Origin of the sequence: Micromonospora globosa (assembly GCF_000717585.1) — a bacterium.
GTDB classification, from domain to species: Bacteria; Actinomycetota; Actinomycetes; order Mycobacteriales; family Micromonosporaceae; genus Micromonospora; species Micromonospora aurantiaca.
This window is the reverse complement of the sequence record NZ_JNZR01000012.1, coordinates 110249-130300: the sequence shown is the minus strand read 5'-3', so window position 1 is coordinate 130300 and position 20052 is coordinate 110249. Positions and strand designations below refer to the sequence as shown.

The 20052-nt window shown below is 72.9% G+C and carries 17 protein-coding genes; 11 read left to right on the top strand and 6 right to left on the bottom strand.

What is annotated here, in order from left to right; genetic code table 11:
• Positions 1 to 70 precede the first annotated feature (70 nt).
• The 6 genes from IF06_RS0113965 to IF06_RS0113940 all read left to right on the top strand — a co-directional run bounded on the left by IF06_RS0113965 (position 71) and on the right by IF06_RS0113940 (position 5906).
• Positions 71 to 1135: an alpha/beta fold hydrolase gene (locus IF06_RS0113965; RefSeq protein ID WP_030271421.1), complete on the top strand. Its 1065-nt coding sequence runs from the start codon at positions 71 to 73 to the stop codon at positions 1133 to 1135.
• A gap of 123 nt (positions 1136 to 1258) precedes the next feature.
• A complete protein-coding gene (locus tag IF06_RS0113960; RefSeq protein WP_013475372.1) occupies positions 1259 to 3049 on the top strand; it encodes a 3-hydroxyacyl-CoA dehydrogenase family protein in 1791 nt (596 codons plus the stop codon).
• Between the two features lie 41 nt (positions 3050 to 3090).
• Positions 3091 to 3585, top strand: coding sequence for a SigE family RNA polymerase sigma factor (locus IF06_RS0113955; protein WP_013288230.1), 495 nt, complete (start codon positions 3091 to 3093; stop codon positions 3583 to 3585).
• Complete coding sequence (locus tag IF06_RS0113950) at positions 3582 to 4634, top strand: hypothetical protein (protein WP_013288229.1); 1053 nt, start codon at positions 3582 to 3584, stop codon at positions 4632 to 4634. The genes IF06_RS0113955 and IF06_RS0113950 overlap by 4 nt, the downstream gene beginning before the upstream one ends.
• A 62-nt stretch (positions 4635 to 4696) precedes the next feature.
• Positions 4697 to 5029 (top strand): hypothetical protein, encoded by a 333-nt coding sequence (locus IF06_RS0113945; protein ID WP_013288228.1) that lies wholly within the window; start codon positions 4697 to 4699, stop codon positions 5027 to 5029.
• Positions 5030 to 5096: 67 nt separating this feature from the next.
• The gene (locus IF06_RS0113940; protein ID WP_013475373.1) at positions 5097 to 5906 is read left to right on the top strand and encodes an alpha/beta hydrolase; all 810 of its coding nucleotides are present in this window, start codon (positions 5097 to 5099) and stop codon (positions 5904 to 5906) included.
• 4 nt (positions 5907 to 5910) lie between these two features.
• Here IF06_RS0113940 and IF06_RS0113935 read toward each other — a convergent pair whose 3' ends face one another.
• The 5 genes from IF06_RS0113935 to mce form a co-directional block, all read right to left on the bottom strand.
• A complete protein-coding gene (locus IF06_RS0113935; protein ID WP_174361816.1) occupies positions 5911 to 7008 on the bottom strand; it encodes an AI-2E family transporter in 1098 nt (365 codons plus the stop codon).
• A 401-nt stretch (positions 7009 to 7409) separates the two neighbouring features.
• The gene (locus tag IF06_RS0113930; RefSeq protein ID WP_030271415.1) at positions 7410 to 9506 is read right to left on the bottom strand and encodes a hypothetical protein; all 2097 of its coding nucleotides are present in this window, start codon (positions 9504 to 9506) and stop codon (positions 7410 to 7412) included.
• A 172-nt stretch (positions 9507 to 9678) separates the two neighbouring features.
• Positions 9679 to 10929 (bottom strand): DivIVA domain-containing protein, encoded by a 1251-nt coding sequence (locus IF06_RS0113925; protein ID WP_013288224.1) that lies wholly within the window; start codon positions 10927 to 10929, stop codon positions 9679 to 9681.
• Between the two features lie 263 nt (positions 10930 to 11192).
• Positions 11193 to 12548 (bottom strand): crotonyl-CoA carboxylase/reductase, encoded by a 1356-nt coding sequence (ccrA, locus tag IF06_RS0113920; RefSeq protein ID WP_013475377.1) that lies wholly within the window; start codon positions 12546 to 12548, stop codon positions 11193 to 11195.
• Between the two features lie 300 nt (positions 12549 to 12848).
• Positions 12849 to 13313, bottom strand: coding sequence for a methylmalonyl-CoA epimerase (gene mce, locus IF06_RS0113915; protein WP_030271412.1), 465 nt, complete (start codon positions 13311 to 13313; stop codon positions 12849 to 12851).
• A 62-nt stretch (positions 13314 to 13375) separates the two neighbouring features.
• Between mce and IF06_RS0113910 the strand changes: the two genes are divergently transcribed.
• Together IF06_RS0113910 and meaB are read left to right on the top strand one after the other, a co-directional pair.
• A complete protein-coding gene (locus tag IF06_RS0113910) occupies positions 13376 to 14569 on the top strand; it encodes an acetyl-CoA C-acetyltransferase (RefSeq protein WP_030271409.1) in 1194 nt (397 codons plus the stop codon).
• A gap of 5 nt (positions 14570 to 14574) precedes the next feature.
• A complete protein-coding gene (meaB, locus tag IF06_RS0113905; protein ID WP_013288220.1) occupies positions 14575 to 15576 on the top strand; it encodes a methylmalonyl Co-A mutase-associated GTPase MeaB in 1002 nt (333 codons plus the stop codon).
• Positions 15577 to 15610: 34 nt separating this feature from the next.
• Here the strand turns inward: meaB and IF06_RS0113900 are convergent, their stop codons facing one another.
• Entirely contained in the window at positions 15611 to 16255 is a 645-nt protein-coding gene (locus IF06_RS0113900) for a TetR/AcrR family transcriptional regulator (protein ID WP_030271407.1), read from the bottom strand.
• A gap of 151 nt (positions 16256 to 16406) precedes the next feature.
• Between IF06_RS0113900 and IF06_RS0113895 the strand changes: the two genes are divergently transcribed.
• From IF06_RS0113895 to IF06_RS0113885, 3 genes are all read left to right on the top strand, one after another.
• Positions 16407 to 18542 carry an ABC transporter permease gene (locus IF06_RS0113895; protein ID WP_030271401.1) on the top strand — a complete coding sequence of 712 codons (2136 nt, stop codon included), beginning with the start codon at positions 16407 to 16409 and terminating at the stop codon, positions 18540 to 18542.
• Between the two features lie 91 nt (positions 18543 to 18633).
• Positions 18634 to 19044 carry an Asp23/Gls24 family envelope stress response protein gene (locus IF06_RS0113890; RefSeq protein ID WP_013288217.1) on the top strand — a complete coding sequence of 137 codons (411 nt, stop codon included), beginning with the start codon at positions 18634 to 18636 and terminating at the stop codon, positions 19042 to 19044.
• A 114-nt stretch (positions 19045 to 19158) separates the two neighbouring features.
• Positions 19159 to 19875 (top strand): FadR/GntR family transcriptional regulator, encoded by a 717-nt coding sequence (locus IF06_RS0113885; RefSeq protein ID WP_225319458.1) that lies wholly within the window; start codon positions 19159 to 19161, stop codon positions 19873 to 19875.
• The last annotated feature ends 177 nt before the right edge of the window (positions 19876 to 20052 follow it).

Sequence of the window (20052 nt, the reverse complement as noted above, 5' to 3'; positions counted from 1 at the left end):
ACCTCTCGGCGGGCCGGTGTGTCGGTGGGGCACATGGACCGAGGGCCGGTGCCCATGCCAGCATGCGCGGATGCGCAGCGCACGGCTCACCGTCCAGGCCAACGGCATCACCCAGGCGGTCCGCGTGGCCGGTCCACCGGACGGCGTACCGGTCCTGCTGGTGCACGGCAACGTCTCCTCCTCCGCCTTCTGGGAACCGCTGCTCGCCCGGCTGCCGGAGACGCTGCGGGTGGTCGCCCCCGACCTGCGCGGCTACGGCGAGACCGACACCGCGCCGGTCGACGCCACCCGAGGGCTCGACGACTTCGCCGACGACGTGGCCGCGCTGCTGGACGCCCCGGGGCTGTTCGCGCCCGGCGCCCGGCCGGTGGTGGCCGGGCACTCGCTGGGCGGCGGCGTGGCGATGCGACTGCTCGTCGGCCACCCCGAGCGGGTGGCCGGGCTGCTGCTGGAGGCGCCGGTGTCCCCGTACGGCTTCGGCGGCACCCGGGACCTCGACGGCACCCCCACCACGCCCGACTTCGCCGGCACCGGCGCCGGCGGCGCGAACCCCGACTTCGTGGCCCGGCTCGCCGCCGGTGACCGGAGCGCGGACGGCCCGACCAGCCCGCGCGCGGTGCTGCGCGCCGCGTACGTGGCCGACCCGGCGTCACTCGGCGACGACGAGGACCTGCTGCTGGAGAGCATGCTGACCACCGCCACCGGCGACGACAACTACCCGGGCACGGCTGTCGCCTCGGCGCACTGGCCGGGGACCGCCGCCGGGCCGCGCGGCGTCCTCAACGCGCTGGCCCCGGCCCACTTCCGGCTCGCCGACGAGCTGGTCGCCGTGCCGGTCAAGCCGCCGGTGACCTGGGTACGCGGGGACGCCGACGTGATCGTCTCGGACACCTCGCTGTTCGACCTGGCGTACCTCGGTCGGCTCGGCGTGGTGCCCGGCTGGCCGGGTGAGGCGGAGTGCCCGCCGCAGCCGATGGTGGGGCAGACCCGCGCGGTGCTGGACCGGTACGCGGCGGCCGGCGGGACGTACCGCGAGGTGGTGCTGCCCGGCTGCGGGCACAGCCCGCACCTGGAGCGGCCGGCGGAGTTCGTCGCCGAACTGCTGGCGCTGGCCGGGGAGAACGCCACCGGGTGAGGCGCGGTGCGTGAAATATCCCACGGCGTCTCGACAACACAGCGTCACGTGGCAGACTCCGGCGCATAACCTTAGCGGCCGTTCATGTCGCGGACGGCGGAGTCGAGCCAGGGGAGGCCGGTCGTGGCGCGGGAGTTCACCAGGGTGGGCGTGGTGGGTCTGGGCACCATGGGTGCCGGCATCGTGGAGGTGTTCGCCCGCAACGGCGTCGACGTCACAGCCGTCGAGATCTCCGACGCGGCGCTGGAACGCGGCCGGGCCACGCTCACCGGCTCCACCGACCGGGCGGTCGCCAAGGGCAAGCTCGCCGAGGCCGAGCGGGACGCCCTGCTCGCGCGGGTCGACTTCCGGGTCGGGCTGGACGCGCTGCACGACGTGGACCTGGTGATCGAGGCGGTGCCCGAGCACCTGGACCTCAAGCAGCGGATCTTCGCCGAGCTGGACCGGGTCTGCAAGCCCGAGGCGATCCTGGCCACCAACACGTCCTCGCTGAGCGTCACCGAGATCTCCGTCGCCACCACCCGGCCCAACCAGGTCATCGGTATCCACTTCTTCAACCCGGCCCCGGTGATGAAGCTGGTCGAGGTGGTCCGCACGGTGGTCACCTCCGCCGACGTGGTCGCCGACGTGGAGGCGCTCTGCGAGCGGCTCGGCAAGGTCGACGTGACGATCAGCGACCGGGCCGGCTTCATCGCCAACGCGCTGCTGTTCGGCTACCTGAACCACGCGGTCGGCATGTTCGAGGCCCGCTACGCCACCCGCGAGGACATCGACGCCGCCATGAAGCTCGGCTGCGGCCTGCCGATGGGCCCGCTGGCGCTGATGGACCTGATCGGCCTGGACACCGCGTACGAGATCCTCGACACCATGTACCGGCGCGGCGGCCGGGACCGCCGGCACGCCCCCGCCCCGCTGCTCAAGCAGATGGTCACCGCCGGGCTGCTGGGCCGCAAGTCCGGCCGCGGCTTCTACACCTACGAGCGGCCCGGCTCGCCGAAGGTCGTACCCGACGAGTACACGCCGCTCGCCGCGGACGCCGCGCTCGCCGACGGCGCCCGCGCCATCGCGAAGGTCGGCGTGGTCGGCTCCGGCACCATGGCCACCGGCATCATCGAGGTGTTCGCCAAGGCCGGGTACGAGGTCATCTCGGTGACCCGGGGCGCGGAGAAGTCCGCGAAGGTCTGCGAGGCGGTCAAGACCTCGCTGAACAAGGGCGTGGTGCGGGGCAAGCTCAGCGAGACCGACCGGGACGACGCGCTGGGCCGGATCACCTGGTCCGCGACGCTGGAGCACCTGGCCGACGTCGACCTGGTGGTCGAGGCCGTGATCGAGGAGCTGAGCGTCAAGAAGGCGCTGTTCGCCAGCCTCGACGAGATCTGCAAGCCGGGCGTCGTGCTCGCCACCACCACCTCGTCGCTGCCGGTGATCGACGTGGCGATGGCGACCCAGCGCCCGGCCGACGTGGTCGGCCTGCACTTCTTCAACCCGGCGCCGATCATGCCGCTGGTGGAGATCGTGCAGACCATCCGCACCTCCGCCGAGACGTCGGCCACCGCCCGCGCGGTCTGCGCGAAGCTCGGCAAGACCGGCGTGGTCTGCGGCGACCGGTCCGGCTTCATCGTCAACGCGCTGCTGTTCCCGTACCTGAACGACGCGGTGAAGATGCTGGAGGCCAGCTACTCGACCGCCGACGACATCGACTACGCGATGAAGCTGGGCTGCGGCTACCCGATGGGTCCGTTCGAGCTGCTCGACGTGGTCGGCCTGGACGTCTCGCTGGCCATCCAGCGGGAGCTGTACCTGGAGCTGCGCGAGCCCGGCTTCGCCCCGGCCCCGCTGCTGGAGCACCTGGTCACGGCCGGCTACCTGGGCCGCAAGTCCGGCCGGGGCTTCCGCGACCACACCCGGCGCTGATCCCGGTCAACGCCCGGCGGCGGTGACGGCGTCTTCCTGGTGTGACATTCGAGGAGTACGTCGGCAGCCGCGGCCCGGCGCTGTTGCGCCTGGCCCGGCTGCTCACCGGCGACACACACCGGGCCGAGGACCTGACGCAGGACGTGCTGGCCCGCGCGTACGTGCACTGGCGGAGGATCGCCCGGGCCGACCGGCCCGACGTGTACGTGCGCCGGATGCTCGTCAACGCGAACACGTCCTGGTGGCGGCGGCGGTCCAACCGCGAGCTGGCGGTGGACACGTTCGCCGACCGGCCCCAGCGCGGCGACCTCGGTGGCGAGGCGGCGGACCGGGACGAGATGTGGGGGCTGATCCGCGCCCTCCCGGACCGCCAGCGCGCCGTGCTGGTGCTGCGCTACTACGAGGATCTCGACGACGCCACGATCGCCCAGATCCTCGACTGCTCCCCGGTCACCGTCCGCACCCACGCGATGCGGGCGCTCGCCCACCTCCGGGAGCGCTGCGGCGTCCCGATGACCAAGGGGAGCCGGCCGTGACCGACCTCGACCAGCGGATCGCCTCGGTGCTGCGGGAGCAGGCCGAAGGAGACGTGGACATCGACCGGCTGACCGCCGGGGCCGTGACGGGTGGCCGTCGTCGGCTACGCCGTCGCCGGGCCGTGCTCGGTGGCGGTCTCGCCCTGGTCGCGCTGCTCGGCGGCCTCGCCGTCGTCCCGGCCCTGCCGGGCCTGGACCGGCCGTTCACCGGCCCGGCTGCCCCGGCCATCCCGGCCGAGGCGGCGCCACCGCTGATGCCGGCCGCGCCGGGAGCGGCGGCCGCGCCGGAGGTCGTCGGCACCGATGCCGGAGTGCTGCACTTCGGCGTCGACACCACCAAGGTCCGCTACCTGCGCTGGGAGGTGGCGCAGGGCCTGGAGAGCGCCCAGCTGGACGTCGGCGGCGGGCGAAAGGTCACCGTCGAGCTGGCGCGCTCGTCGCGGACGCTACGGGAGTCCGGCGCCGAGGGGGTGCCCTTCAAGATCAGTATGTTCGCCGAGGAGGCGGCGTTCGACGGCCGGACCAGCAGCACGACCGTCGACGGGCTGCCGATCCAGGTCCGGCAGTGGAAGCCGGCCCCCGGCCTGTACGCGCGGGCCAGCGTGTGGGCGCCGCAGGACACGGCGCTGACCGTCGCGGTGGAGGCGTTGCGGCTGACCGAGGCGCGCCGCTGCGGTGCGCCCGTCCGCCTCACGACCGTGCCGGACGGCGCCCGGGTTGCCGGCTGCCGGGTCGACGTGACCGGCTTCCCGCGGCTGGTGACCGCCCGGTTCGGCATCGTCGGCACCTCCACCCGGACGATGAGCGTCTCCTACCAGTACGCGGCCGAGATCTCGCCCCGCACGGTGGACGGCAACATGACGATCGCCGGGCGGCCCGCCCACCTCTACCCGGAACAGGGCCGGGTCGAGCTGCTGGGCGTGCCGAAGTCGCGCCTGCTCGCCGATTACGGCTGGCCGGAGCAGGGGTTCGACAAACTCGACGCGGCGCTCGTGCTGGGTGGCGTGCAGGTGGCGCCGGACCCGACCCGTCCGGAGACCTGGGACTGAGCGGCCGCCCGTCGGCCGGACCGCCCGACCCGGGCCGGTCCGGCCGGCGGACCGTACGCTTGGTGACCGTGAGCCCTCGTCGCAACCGCCCTCGCCGGGAGGAGAACCCCGGCCTGGACGCCGAGCGTGCCCGCCACGGCGTGCCGACCGTGCAGCAGTGGCGCGACGGCGACTGGCAGGTGCGCGCGATCAGCGGCGGGGCATCAGTCAAGACGTACCGCTGTCCCGGCTGTGACCAGGAGATCCGTCCCGGCGTGGCACATCTGGTGGCCTGGCCGGCCGACGACCGGGGTGACCTGACCGACCGCCGGCACTGGCACTCCGGCTGCTGGCGGGCCCGGGACCGGCGCGGGCCGAACCTCCAGCGCGGCCGGGGCGCCCCGCGCTACGGCTGAGCGATCTGGATCACCCGGTTCCCGTCCCGCTGGGCGGCGGGGCCGCCGACGCGGGAGACTTGCAGGCGTGAGCACTCCGATTCGCGCGTCGTCGATCCTGCCCGGTCGCCGGGAGGACATCGAGCTGCACACCGCCGACGGGCTGACGCTCGTCGGCGAGCTGGCCCGGCCGCTGGACCGCGAACCGGCCGCCACGCTCGTCTGCCTGCACCCGCTGCCCACCCACGGCGGGATGATGGACAGCCACGTGTTCCGCAAGGCGGCCTGGCGGCTGCCCGCGCTGGCCGGCCTCGCAGTGCTCCGGTTCAACACCCGGGGGACCAGCAGCGTCCGCGGCACCAGCGAGGGAACGTTCGACGGCGCGGTCGGCGAGAAGTTCGACGTGGCCGCCGCGATCGAGTACGCCGAGTTCCACGAGCTGCCGAACATCTGGCTGGTCGGGTGGTCGTTCGGCACCGACCTGGCGCTGAAGTACGGCTGCGACCCGGCGGTGGCCGGCGCGATCCTGCTCTCCCCGCCGCTGCGCTACTCCGCGCCGGAGGACCTGGGGGTCTGGGCCGAGACGGGTAAGCCGCTCACCGCGCTGGTCCCCGAGTTCGACGACTACCTGCGCCCGGAGGAGGCCCGGGAGCGGTTCGCCGCCGTGCCGCAGGCCGAGGTGGTGGGCGTGGACGGCGCCAAGCACCTGTGGGTCGGCGACGCGGAGAAGGTGCTGGACGAGATCGTCCGGCGGGTCGCCCCCGGCGTACCGCTGCCGCTGCCGACCACCTGGGACGGCCCGATGGAGACCGGCGACGTCAGCGCGTACGCCGACCGCACCGTCGCCGCGTTCGCGGACACCCCGGTTCCCGGCCCGGCCCAGCGGCGCGCCGAGTAACCGCTCAGCGGGCGTCCTGGCGGGGTAGCACCACCTCGCGCAGGATCAGCTGCAACGCGGCCACGGTGGGGATCGCGATGAGCGCGCCCACCACGCCCAGCAGCGCCACCCCGAGCAGCGCGGCGAGCAACGCCGCCACCTCGTTGACCGACACCGCCCGGCGCATGATCTTCGGGTAGATCAGGTAGTTCTCCACCTGCTGGTAGAGCACGAAGAACACCAGGCAGGCGATGCCCACCGGCAGGTCCGTGGCGAGCCCGACGAGCGTCACCACCACCGCGCCGAGCGTCGCGCCGATCTGCGGGATCAGGTCGGTCACCGCGACCACCACGGCGAGGGCGAACGGGTACGGCAGGCCGACCGCCAGCGCGAACACGAACGTCGTCACCCCGGCCAGCACCGCGATGGCGAGCGCGCCGACCATGTACGCGCCGACCCGGGTGAGGATCTCGTCGCCGATCAGCCGGACCCGCTGCCGGCGCGAGCGCGGCACCATCGCGTACCCGAGTTCGCGCAGCTTGTCGAAGTACGCCAGGAAGTAGATCGTCAGCACCAGCACCGTGAGTAGGCGGAAGATCGTCCCGAAGATCAGTTGGGCCCCGCCGAGCACGCCGCCGAGCGCCCGCCCGATCGTGTCCGCGTTCGCCGCCGCCTGGACCCGCTCCATCACGTCGTACCGGATCACCAGGTCGTTGACCGTGGGATTGCGGCGCAGCTCCTCGACGTAGCCGGGTAGCTGCTGGAGGAACTGGCCGGACTGGGTCACCACCGGCGGCACCAGCGCCAGCAGGCCGGCGACGATCAGCAGCACCACGGTGAGCGTCACCACCGCCACCGCCAGCCCGCGCGGCAGGCCCCACTTGCGCAGCCGGACCACCGCCGGGTGCAGGCCGACCGCGAGGAACAGCGCGATCACCACGAGCACCAGGATGCCGGCGGCGTTGCGGATGCCCAGGAACAACGCGTACGCGAGCAGCACGCCGAGCGCGCCGGTGAACCCGACCAGGAAGGCGCTGCGCCGCAGCGGCCGCCCCGGTACGCCGAAGCGCCCGCTCGGCTCGAACTCACCCGGCTCGACGTCGACGGGCCGCTCGCCGCTCATGCCGGTGCCGGTCCGCGCGTGCTCCGCGGTGCGCGTGGTCTCACTCGCGGTGCTCGTGGTGTCGCTTGCGGGCCTCGCGTCGCCGGTCGGGGAGCCGGAGGTGTTCACGTCCGCGGCCTCGTCGTCCCGGGCGGCGGAACCCTCCTGTGACACCCGTGCCTCCCCGCTGCCCGGCTCGCCCGCCGGTGCCGTCCACGGCCGACGCGCGGCCCTATGCCCGCAGGGTAGTCGCCGCCGTCCGCCCCGACCATCCCACCACCACCCGCCGGGCCGTCCCGCCGGGCCGTCCCGGCGGGCCGCCCCGCCGGGTCGCCCGCCAGTTCGGGGAGGTGGTGTGGTCCGGGTGGGTGGGATGCCGCCACTTCGCCGACGTGGCGCTGGGCCCGCCAGTTCGGGGTGGATCAGTCCTTGTCGACCGTCACCGTGCTGGGCTTGGCGCTGCGCTCGTCGGTGGTCGGCTTGGTCGGGCGCTTGCCGTTCTCACCGGTGCTGGTGATCTTCGTGGGGGTGGCGCCCCGGCCGCCCTCACCCGGCACGGCAGCCACTGTGGGCTCCCCGTCGACGCCTGCTCCGCCGGGGGAGTCCATCGTGGTCACCGGTTCGCCGACCGGCTTCGCCTTGCCCGCGTCGGCGGGCTCGCCGTCACCCTTGGCCGGCCCGGCGCCGTTGGGGACCGCGGTGGCGGTGCCCTTCGCGGCCACCGGCGCACCGCCGCCGGCCGGGGTGTCGCCGGGGCTCTCCGCGCCGCTGGTGACCGGCGTGCCCTCGCCCGCCGGCGTGCCGTCGCCGGTGGACCGGCCGGTGGAGGCGGCGGCGAGATCGTCCGGGTCGACCGGGGTGGCCGCGATCCCGGCCGAGTCGGCGTCGCGCCGCAGGTCGGTGAGGCGGCGTTGCAGGTCGTCGGACTCCTGCCGCGACTTCCACGTCTCGGTACGCAGGTCGGCCAGCTCCTGCTGGGCCTTGGCGATCTCCAGCATCACGCCGGCGAGCTGCTGCCGGCCGGCGGCCACCTCCTGCTGGGTGGCGGCCAGGTGCTGCTGCGTGGTGGCGAGGTGCTGCTGGGTCGTGGCCGCGTACTCCTCGAACTGGCGTCGCGAGGCCGCGACGTGCTCGTCGGCCTTGCGGCGCTGCGCGCCGGCGTCCGCCTCGGCGCGGCGCAGCAGCTCGGCGGCCTCCAGCTCGGCCTGCTGCCGCATGCTCAGCGCGTCGGCCTCGGCGGCCTGGCGGACGTCGGCGGCGGTGCGCTCGATCTCGTCGCGCCGCGTGGTGTACGCCTGCTCCAACTCCTCCTGCCGCTTGGCGTGCTGCTTGTCCAGCTCGTCGCGGCGCTTGGCGAACTCCTGCTCGGCGGCGGCCCGGCGCTGGGCCAGCTCCTTCTCCGCGCCGTCCCGCCGCTCCGTGACCTCCTTCTCCACCCCGGCCCGCCACGCGCCCAGCTCCTGCTGGGTCTGCGCGCGGGCCTGCTGCACGTACGCCTCGGTCTCGGTGCGCATGCGCTGCACGTACGCCTCGACCTCGGCGCGGTTGCGCTTGCCGGCGTCGGCGGCCTCGGTGGTGAGCCGGTTGGCCTCGCTGCGGGCCCGGCCGCGGGTGGCCTTGGCGGCCTCCTCCGCGTCGTCCACGATCTTCTTGGCCTCGGCCAGCGCCTTGGCGTGCGTGGCCCGGCCGGCCTCGGCGGCGGCGTCGGTGAGCCGCTTGGCCTCCTGCTGGCCCTTGGCGTGCACCTCCTTGGCCGCCTCGCGGAGCTGGCTCGCCTCCTGCTGGGCCTTGGCCAGCGCCTCCTTGGCCGCCTCGCGCAGCCGCGCGGCCTCCTGCTGTGCCCGGGAGTGGATCTCCTTGGCGGTGTCGCGGAGCTGGGTGGCCTCCTGCTGGGCCTTCGCCAGCGCGTCCTGGGCGGTCCGGCGCAGCTTCTCGGCCTCGTCCTGGGCCGCCGTCCGCAGCCTCGTCGACTCGTCCTGCGCGTCCTTGCGCAGCTGCGCCGACTCGTCCTTGGCGGCCTTCAGCGTGGCTTCGGCCTCGGCCTTGCGGGCGGCGGTGTGCCGCTCCTCCTCGGTCCGGCGGGCCGCCAGCGCGATCTCGAAGTCCTTGAGCGCCTGGGCGGCCTGCTCCCGGGCCTCCTCGACGATGTGCTCGGCGGCGGCGCGACGGGCCTCGATCTCCTCGTTCGCGGCGGCCAGGATCTCGTCGGCCTGCTCCTCGGCCATGGTGAGGATCTGCTCGACGCGCGGACCCAGGTGCCGGAACGACGCCCGGTCGACGACCGCCGCCTGCTTGCGCACCTGGGCCAGGTCGCGCTGGAGCACCTCGACCTGACCGGCCAGCTTGTGGATCTGGGTGTACGCCTGTTCCCGCTCGGTGGTCAACGCCGCGATCTCGTGCTCCGCGCGAGCGACGTAGCGGTCGACCTGTCGTTTCTCGTATCCCCGCAGGGCGGACTCGAAGCTGGGCTCCGTCGTCACGTCCCCGCCGAGCGCGAACAGTTCCTCGCCGTGCGACATGCCCCCATCCTCACACGCATCCGGCTCTGCTGGGGCGATACGGACGCCCCTTCTGGGAGCTACTTCACCCTCCTGGCGAAACGGGCCGCACAAGCATGACGGCGCGGGGCGACACCGGTCACCCGGTGTCACCCCGCGCCGTGGCTCATGCCCCCGACAGCGGGTGTTCCGATCAGCCGGCCGACTCGGCCGTCACCTTCTGCCCGGCGGCGTCCGCCTTCGGCGTCTCGGCCTTGCCGCCGGCCGGCACGCCCGGCACGATGCCGGCCAGGCCGGACAGCATCTGGCCGAGCTGCGAGGTGACCGCGTCCTTCTGGCGGGTCAGGTCCTCGACCTCGCGGCGGGCCGCCTGCGTGGTCAGCTCGGCCTCGGTACGGGCCTCGTTGAGCACCCGCTGCGCCTCGGCGCGGGCCTCGTTGAGCGTCTTGTCGGCCAGCGCCTTGGCCTTGTCGACGGTCTCGTTGGCGGTGCGCTCGGACTCGACCCGCCGGGCCTCGGCCCGCTGCTCGATCTCCTTGGCGCGCTCCTGCGCGGCACGGGCCCGCTGCTCGGCCTCGTTCACCAGCTTCTGGGTCTGCGCGACCTGGGCGGCGTGCCGCTCCGACTCCTCGCGCTCGGCCTTCTCCCGCCGCTCGGCGAGCTGGAGCTCCAGGGCCTGGAGGTCCTTGTCGCGCTTGTCGCGCGCGTCGGTGAGCAGCTTGGTCGCCTCGGCGCGCTTCTCCTCGGCCTCCCGGGCGGCCTTGGCCCGCTGCTGGGTGATCTCCCGCTCGGCGGTGGCGCGCAGCGTGGCGACCTCGCGCTCGACAGTCGACTTCAGCTCGGCCACCTCGTGCGCGGTGACCGTACGCAGCTGCTTGGTCTCGCGGTCGGCGTCGGCGCGCAGCGTGTCGGCCTCACGGCGGGCCTGCACCCGGACCTCGGCGGCCTCGCGCTCGGCGGCGGTGCGGACGCTGCCGGCCTCGCGCTCGGCGGTCGCCTTCATGGCGGCGGCCTCGGCGCGCGCCTTGTCGGTGATCTCACGCGCCTCGAGGCGGGCGGCGGAGAGGATGCCCTCCGACTCGCGCTTGGCCTCGTTGCGGTGGTCGTTGGCCTGCTCCTCGGCCAGCCGCAGGATCTGCTCGACGCGAGTGCCCAGGCCGGAGAGCGTCGGCCGGCTGTTCTCCTCGAGCTGCTTGTTGGTCTCGGTGAGCTTCTGCTCCAGCGCGCTCTGGCGCTGCTCGGCCTGCCGCAGCCGGCGCTGAGCGTCGTTCATCCGCTGCTCGGCCTCGGCGCGGGCCTGCTCGGACTGGCTCAGGGCGGCGCTGAGGCGGCCGATGAAGTCGTCGACCTGGTTGGTGTTGTAACCACGCAGGCCAACGGTGAAATCGGGCTGTGAGTTCGCGTTATCGAAGAACGCAAGAGGGGAGGACTGCTGCTGGGGCATTGGGACATACTCGCAGACCCCCCAGGGTGGTTCGCAAGAGTGGTCGGCAGCTTTCGCGTCCGGTTTACATGGTCAACTCCGTCGGCCGTGCGGACCGGACCAATCGGCGATCTTGGCAGCTCCCGCGCGGGTCGGTCGAGTGGGACGTCACCGGGGAAGGTGGCGCGAAAGGGCCGCGGGTCGGAACCCGCGGCCCTTTGTTGCGTACGTCAGTCGAATGGTGACCGGGTCGGCCGGAAAGGCAATCCGGGGCGACCGTACGGTCAGTGACCGCGGAACCGGTTGATGGCGCTTTCGTGGCGCGAACGCATCTCGATGTCGCGGACGCCGAGCCCGTCGGTGGGGGCGAGGCACCGCACGCCGACCTTGCCCTGGTGCGCATTGCGGTGCACCTCGTACGCGGCCTGGCCGGTCTGCTCCAGCGCGTACGTCTTCGACACGGTCGGGTGCACCTTGCCGAGCGCGACCAGCCGGTTGGCCTGCCACGCCTCGTGGTAGTTGGCGAAGTGGCTGCCGACGATCCGCTTGAGGTGCATCCACAGGTAGCGGTTGTCGTACTGGTGGTTGAAGCCGCTGGTGGAGGCGCAGGTGACGATCGTCCCACCCTTCTTGGCGACGTAGACGCTGGCGCCGAACGTCTCCCGGCCCGGGTGCTCGAAGACGATGTCCGGGTCCTCGCCGCCGGTCAGCTCGCGGATGCGCTCACCGAAGCGGCGCCACTCGTCCTGGTCCTGGGTCTGCTCGTCGGACCAGAACTTGAACCCCTCGGCGGTCCGGTCGATGACCAGCTCGGCGCCCATCTTGCGGCACAGCTCGGCCTTCTCCGGGGAGGAGACCACGCAGACCGGGATCGCGCCGCCGTTGAGGGCCATCTGGGTGGCGTACCCGCCGAGGCCGCCGGAGGCGCCCCAGATCAGCACCACGTCGCCCTGCTTCATGTTCGCGCCGTGGTGCGAGACGAGCTGCCGGTACGCGGTGGAGTTGACCAGCCCCGGGCTGGCCGCCTCCTCCCAGCTCAGGTGGCGCGGCTTCGGCATCAGCTGGTTGGCCTTGACGATCGCCAGCTCGGCCAGGCCGCCGAAGTTGGTCTCGAAGCCCCAGATCCGCTGCTGCGGGTCGAGCATCGTGTCGTCGTGACCGGCGGAGTCCTCCAGCTCGACCGACAGGCAGTGCGCCACCACCTCGTCGCCGGCCTTCCACTTGGTCACGCCCGGCCCGGTGCGCAGCACCACGCCCGCGGCGTCCGAGCCGACCACGTGGTACGGCAGGTCGTGGCGGCGGGTCAGCTCGGAGAGCCGGCCGTAGCGCTGGAGGAACTTGAACGTGGGCAGCGGCTCGAAGATGCTCGTCCACACCGTGTTGTAGTTGATCGCGCTGGCCATCACCGCGACGAGCGCCTCACCCGGGCCCAGCTCGGGGGTGGGCACCTCCTGCACGTGCAGCGCCTTGCGCGGGTCCTTGTCGCGGGTGGCCATGCCCTCGAACATGCGGGTGTCCTCGGCACGCACCACCACGCCCCGGTAGCTCTCCGGCACGGGCAGTCCGGCGAGGCCGGCGAGCTCCCGCTCCGGCTGCGACGAACCCTCCGCCGCCATGATCGCTTCGAGGATGTCCTGCACGGTGACCTCCCGTTAGTCCACACCCGCACGACGCGGGCAGGGGTGCTGCCATCGTCGGCGCCGGTGCGACGGGACCGCCATGTCGGCAATCGACACTTCCGGCACCGGTCGCCGCTGCTGTTCGGGCGGACGTTACTGAACGGTAGCTAAAGCGGGAACCCCTCTGTGAAAAACTGCATCCACCGATGCGTGGAGGTGTCCGTGGGAACGTGCAAGCGCGCACTGCCGCGCGTGTTCCCACGTGTTAGGAAGGGCCCCTTCTTAACAGACGTCTGTTAAGAAGGGGCCCTTCCTTACGCCTCAGGCGGGCTGGACCAGCTCGATCAGCACGCCGCCGGCGTCCTTGGGGTGCACGAAGTTGACCCGGGAGTCCGACGTGCCGCGCCGGGGCGCGTCGTAGAGCAGCCGTACGCCGCGCTCGCGCAGCGCCGCGCAGGCCACGTCGATGTCCGCCACCGTGTACGCGACCTGCTGGATGCCGGGACCACGCTTGTCCAGGAACTTGCCGATCGTGGTGTCCGGCGAGAGCGGGGCGAGCAGCTGCACCATGCCGCCGGAGGCGTCCGGGCCGACCGCGAGCATCGCCTCGCGTACGCCCTGCTCGGCGTTGGTCTCGGTGTGCACGCAGCGCATCCCGAACGTGCGCTGGTAGAAGTCGATCGCGGCGTCCAGGTCGGCAACGGCGATCCCGACGTGGTCGATGCGGCGCAGGCCGATGTCTGTGACAAACTCGGCAGCGGGCTCGACGGGGGAGTTCTCAGCCATGACGCTAGTCTGACCGAACAATCGTTAAGGCGTACAGGTCGGCACCCCCTCGGAGGCAGGCAATGGCTTCGGTGATCGTCAGCGGCGCGCGGACCCCCATGGGGCGCCTGCTGGGCAACCTCAAGGACCTCCCCGCGACCAGGCTCGGTGGCATCGCGATCAAGGCGGCCCTGGAGCGCGCCGGCGTCGCGCCCGAGCAGGTCCAGTACGTGATCATGGGCCAGGTGCTCCAGGCCGGCGCCGGGCAGATCCCGGCCCGGCAGGCGGCAGTCGAGGCCGGCATCCCGATGTCCACCCCGGCGCTGACCATCAACAAGGTCTGCCTCTCCGGGCTGGACGCGATCGCGCTCGCCGACCAGCTCATCCGGGCCGGTGAGTTCGACGTCGTGGTGGCCGGCGGCATGGAGTCGATGACCAACGCCCCGCACCTGCTGCTCGGTCAGCGCTCCGGCTACAAGTACGGCGACGTGACCGTCAAGGACCACATGGCCCTCGACGGCCTCACCGACGCCTGGGACTGCTGCTCGATGGGCGAGTCCACCGAGCGTCACGGCGCGAAGCACGGCATCACCCGCGAGGAGCAGGACGCGTTCTCCGCGGCCAGCCACCAGCGCGCCGCCGCCGCGCAGAAGAACGGCCACTTCGGCGACGAGATCACCCCGGTGGTCATCCCGCAGCGCAAGGGCGACCCGCTGGTGATCAGCGAGGACGAGGGCATCCGCCCGGACACCACCGCCGAGTCGCTCGGCAAGCTGCGTCCCGCCTTCGCCAAGGACGGCACCATCACCGCCGGCAGCTCCTCGCCGATCTCCGACGGCGCCGCCGCCGTGGTCGTGATGAGCAAGGCCAAGGCCAAGGAGCTGGGCCTGACCTGGCTGGCCGAGATCGGCGCCCACGGCAACGTGGCCGGCCCGGACAACTCCCTGCACTCGCAGCCGTCGAACGCGATCAACCACGCCCTGAAGAAGGGCGGCCTGAGCATCGAGGACCTCGACCTCATCGAGATCAACGAGGCGTTCGCGGCGGTGGGCATTCAGTCCACCCGTGACCTCGGCATCAGCCCCGACAAGGTCAACGTCAACGGCGGCGCGATCGCGCTCGGCCACCCGATCGGCATGTCCGGCGCCCGCCTCGTCCTCACGCTCGCGATGGAGCTGAAGCGGCGCGGCGGCGGCACCGGCGCGGCCGCGCTCTGCGGCGGTGGCGGGCAGGGCGACGCGCTGATCATCCACGTACCGAACGGCGCCGAGAGCTGATTGTCTTGAACGACGCGAGTAACGCCCCGGCGGCGGCCACCGGCCCGGTGCGCCGCAGCCGGGACGTACCCATGCTGGTGGAACGGGCCCGCGCGGGTGACCCCCGCGCGGTGGCCCGGCTGATCACCCTGGTCGAGTCCGGCGACGAGGTGTTGCCGCAGGTGGCGGCGGCGCTCGCGCCGTACGCCGGGCACGCCCAGGTGGTCGGCCTGACCGGCTCGCCCGGCGTGGGCAAGTCGACGACCACGAACGAGCTGGTCCGGGCGCTGCGGGCGCGCGGTCACCGGGTCGGCGTGCTGGCCATCGACCCGTCCAGCCCGTTCACCGGCGGTGCGATCCTCGGTGACCGGGTCCGGATGCAGGACCACGCGACCGACCCGGGCGTCTACATCCGCTCGATGTCCAGCCGGGGCCACCTGGGCGGGCTCTCCGCGGCGACGCCGCAGGCGGTGCGGGTGCTGGAGGGTGCCGGCTGCGACGTGGTGCTCGTCGAGACCGTCGGCGTCGGGCAGGCCGAGGTGGAGGTGGCCTCGCTGGCCGACACCACACTCGTGCTGCTCGCGCCGGGCATGGGCGACGCGATCCAGGCGGTCAAGGCCGGCATCCTGGAGATCGCCGACGTCTTCGTGGTGAACAAGGCCGACCGGGACGGCGCGGACGCCACCGTCCGCGACATCCAGGGCATGATCGCGCTCGGCGAGCGCGGGCCGGGGGAGTGGCGGCCGCAGGTGGTGCGCTCGATCGCCGCCCGCGCCGAGGGCATCGACGACATCGCCGCCGCGATCGACAAGCACCGCGACTGGCTGGAGCGCCACGGCGAGCTGCGCCGCCGCCGGGAGGCGCGGGCCGCCGCCGAGATCGAGGCCATCGCGCTGGGCGTGCTGCGCGCCCGGATCGGCTCACTGCGCGACGGTACGCAGCTCCCGACGCTCGCGGCCAAGGTGGCCGAGGGCGCCATCGATCCGTACGCCGCGGCGGAGGAACTGCTCTCCCAGCTCGGCTCCTGAGACGCGGGCCGGCCGGGTCGCCCCGGCCGGCCTCTCAGATCTCCGCGTCGGTGAGCGGGTTGGCGGTTCCGGCCCGGCTGACCGGGGCCGTCAGCATGCCGGCGATGGCGTCGGCGAGGAAGTCCCCGACGTCCAGCCAGCGCGGGTCCTGCCCGTCCTGTTCGGCGCGGGCCTCGACCTCGGCGGTGGCGGTCATGACGATGCGGGCGATCAGGGCTGCCCGGCCGGCCACCACCCCCGGATCGAGGTGCGCCAGGCGGGACGCCAGTGAGGCGCGGACCGGCAGGTCGACGAAGGCCGACTCGAACGCCTCGCGCATCAGCACCCGCAGCGTCGGGTCGTGCAGGGCCTGGGCAAGGAAACGTGCCCGCCAACTCGGCCGGGGCAGGCCGGCGAGCACCGCCATGGACGGCTGTACGAGGCTGCGGACGTCGCCGAGCACCGAGTCGGGTTGCTCGGGCATGGCCCGGCGGGGTTCGGCCAGGGCGTCCATGTGCCGGGCGACCAGGGCCCGGAGCAGGCCCTCCCGGCCGCCGAAGTAGTACCGCACCGCGGAGTGGTTCGTGTTGCCCGCGACCTCGGCGATCCTGCGGTCGGAGACCTGCGCGATCCCCGTCTCGGCGAACAGGCGTTCGGCGGCGTCGAGCAGCGCGGTACGGGCCGCCTCCGACCGTGCCATGAACCCTCTCTTCCCCTGGACCGGCGCCCAGCTGTGGCGCAGGCCAAACCTAGTCGTTTCGTCTTCCGGGGGACGCGTCACCTACACTTCGTAAGTCACTTGACTTACGTTTGGCTGCCGACGCAGCCGTGAACCCCTCCGGAGCCTGCCTGTGCCGCCCTCCACCGACCCGGCGCCCGCCGAGCCGACCGCCGCCGACCGCAAGGAGCGGATCATCCGCTCGGTCGCCCTCTTCGTCATGCCGTTCCTCATGGTCACGATGATGTTCGCGACCTACGTGGGAACGATGCACTCGCCGCACCCCCGCCAGATGCCGGTGGCGGTGATCGGCAGCGGCGCCGAGGCCCAGGGCGTCGTCGACGCGTTGAACGCCACAACCGGCGAGCCGGTCGAGGCCCGGCTGGTCACGTCCCGGGACGCCGCCGTGGAACTCCTGCGAGACCGGGAGATCAGCGGCGCGTTGCAGCTCCCGGCGGCGGGTTCGGACCAGGCGACGATCATCACCGCGTCGGCGGCCGGCGCCTCCCGCGCCGGCACCGCGCAACAGCTCCTCGCCCCGGTCGCCGTGCAGCAGCAGTGGGCGTCCACGACCGAGGACGTCGCGCCGCTGCCCGACGACGACCGGGCCGGCATCTCGGTGCTGTTCGCCGCGATGGGCATGATGCTCGCCGGCTACGTACCGCTGAGCATGCTCCTGATGGCCACCCCGCACCTGCTGCGCCTGCGGCGGTTCGTTCCGCTGGCGGCCGGCTGGTCGGCGCTGACCAGCACGATCATCTGGCTGATCCTCGGGCCCGGTGTGGGCGCGGTCGACGGCCACTACCTCACGTTCCTCGGCGTCGGCATGCTCACGACCGGTGCCGTCGGTCTCGCCCAGCTGCTCTTCACCAAGGTGATGGGGCCGCTGGCGGTCCTGCTCGGGATGCTGTTCTTCGTCGTGCTCGGCATGCCCGCGTCGAACCTGGCGCTGCCGGTCGACACGATGCCCGGCTTCTTCCAGTTCCTGCACGGGGTGCTGCCCCTGCCGGCGGCGGGTGAGGCGCTGCGGTCGGCGCTCTACTTCGACGGCCGGGGCATCGGCGTCCACCTGCTGACGCTCGCCGCCTGGATCGTCGCCGCCGTGCTGCTCTGCCTGCTCAAGGAGCGCGGCGGGGCGCCGATCCCGCAGGCGCCGCAGGTCGACGGCCCGGACACGCCGCTGCCCGCACTCGCCGGCGGCCCGCCGCGGTCCAAGCGGTTCCGGTACGTGACGGTGGCGGCGTTCCCGCTGAGCATCCTGGTCGCCGTGGTGGGCCTGATGAGCTTCTCCATGCACAAGCCCGAGCCGCGCGACATCCCGGTAGCCGTGGTCGCCGCCGTCCCCGAGCAGGCGGAGCAGGTCGCCGCCGGCCTGCGGGCCGGTCTCGGCGGGGTCGCCGACATCTCCGTGGCCGCGTCGGTGGACGAGGCGAGGGAGCGCATCCTCGCCCAGGACCTGGTCGCCGCGTACGTGCTGCCCGCGACACCGGGCGGCGAGGCCACCCTGTACTCGTCGTCGGCCGCCGGTTCCAGCCAGCACATGATGGTGCAGACCATGTTCCGCCAGGTCGCCGCCGGGCAGCAGACGCCGCTGGCGGTCACCGACGTGGCGCCGCTCAGCAGGACCGACACGATGGGCAGCAACAGCCTGTACGTCGGCATGTCCTGGATCATGTCCGGGTTCCTGATGCTCGCCGTGCTCCGGGGCGGGGCACCGCACCTGCGGCGGCTGCGCCAGTTCCTGCCGATCCTCGGCGGCTGGGCGATCGGCATGGCCACCTGGCTGTGGCTGCTGTTCGACGTGATCATCGGCGCGGTCGACGGGAGCGCCCTGGAGATGATCGGTTTCGGGGCCCTCACCATCTTCGCCGTGTCGTCGGTGACCGGGGTGTTCACCCGCACCTTCGGCCTCGCCGCGATCGTCCCGATGATGGTGGTGCTGATGATGGCCGGCGTACCGGCCTCCGGCGGCGGCCTGTCGATCTACATGGTGCCGGAGTTCTTCCGGACGCTCCAGGGCGTCCTGCCGCTGCCCGCCGCCGTGGACACGGCCCGGTCGCTCACCTACTTCGACGGCGTCGGCGTCGGGCGGAACCTCGCCGTCGTGGCGATCTGGGCAGCGGTCGGCCTGCTGCTCAACCTCGGCGTCGACTGGTGGCTCCGGCGCCGGGAGCGGACGGCCGGCGGAACCGGGCCGCACCCGGCGCCGGACACCTCCGGCGGGCTGGACGGGATCGTCGGCGAGCCGGCGCCGGCCGGGGCGCGCTGAACCGGGCTCCGTCCACTGCGGAACGCCCGCGCCTAGTACGCTCGCACCGCCCCACGCCGTCGGCGCGGGGCGGTGCGACGGGTGGGAGAGCATGGCTGACGAGGCGACCCAGGAACTGTCGATCACGCCGGACGCGGTGGCGGGCGGGACCACGCACGTCTCCGACGAGGTGGTGGAGAAGATCGCGGTGGCCGCCACCCGCGGGGTGCCCGGGGTGGCCGAGCTGGGCGGTGACGTGGCCCGGTTCTTCAACGCGGTGCTCGACCGGGTCGGGCTCGATCAGGTCGGCGACGCCCGCCGGGGCTGCTCGGCCCACGTCACGAACGGCGCGGCGGTGATCAACCTGGTCCTCGTGATCGCGGCCGGTCACCCGGTTCCGCAGGTCACCGACGAGGTGCGGGCCGCTGTCGCGTCCGCCGTCGAGGCGTACGGGCTGCGGGTCGACGAGATCAACATCAAGGTCGACGACGTGGCGATGGGCTCGCCGCCTCCTGCCGCCTGACCCTGCCCCTCCGGCGGGCAGACGACCCGTACCGTTGTTCCCAGCGGCGCGAGGCCGCCGTGCGTCGGGAGGTTCGCCATGCCGAAGGCTGTCTCGTTCGCTCCAGTGCGAACCGTGAGGGCGTACGAGGGGATCGTCCGGCAGGTCGAGGAGCGGATCGCCGCCGGCGATCTGCGGCCGGGGGACCGGCTGCCCAGCGAGCGCGAGCTGACGACCCAGTTCGACGTCAGCCGGTCGACCGTGCGTGAGGCGCTGCGCGTGCTGGAGAGCAGCGGCCTGGTCCGCTCGCGCCCCGGTGACCCGCTCGGGCCCCAGGTGATCGCCTCGACCGCCTCGGCGATGCGCAAGCTGTTCGCCCGGGTCGTGGACAGCCGGCGGCTCGGCGTGGCGGAGCTGCTCCAGTTCCGCATGATCATCGAATCGGCGGCGGGATCGGTCGCGGCCCGGCAGGCGTCACCGTCCGAGTTGGACGAACTGGAGCAGGCGCTGGCGGGCATGCGGGACGCGGTGGCCGACGGCTACGAGGCGTTCAGCGCGGCGGACGTCCGCTTCCACGAGCACGTCGCCCGCCTGTCCGGGAACGAACTTCTGGTGCTCTGCCTCGACGCGGTCCGCAGCATGGTGCTCGATCTGATCTCCACGAAGCTCGCGGAGGCCCCGGATCGTGAGGCGCTGATGGAGCGCACGCTCGCGCACCACCGCCGGGTCATCGACGCGATGCGCGCGGGCGAGGCCGACGAGGTGGCCCGGCTGACCCGCCAGGAACTGCACCACTACTACGCCGAGTACGTGCCGGAGGCGCGGCGCTCGATGGTGGACGTATTGCTCTGAATCCGCCTGATGTGGCCTGACCTCGGATTATCCGAGGCGGCCATCAGCTGAGCAGGCTCTTCCCTTCAACTGGTCTGACCAGTAGCCTCCCCCACATCTCGTCGTGTACCACGGGGGACCACCAGTTGCCCAATGCATCGACCGCCCCGGATCGGGGCGGAGGTCGCACCGCTTCGC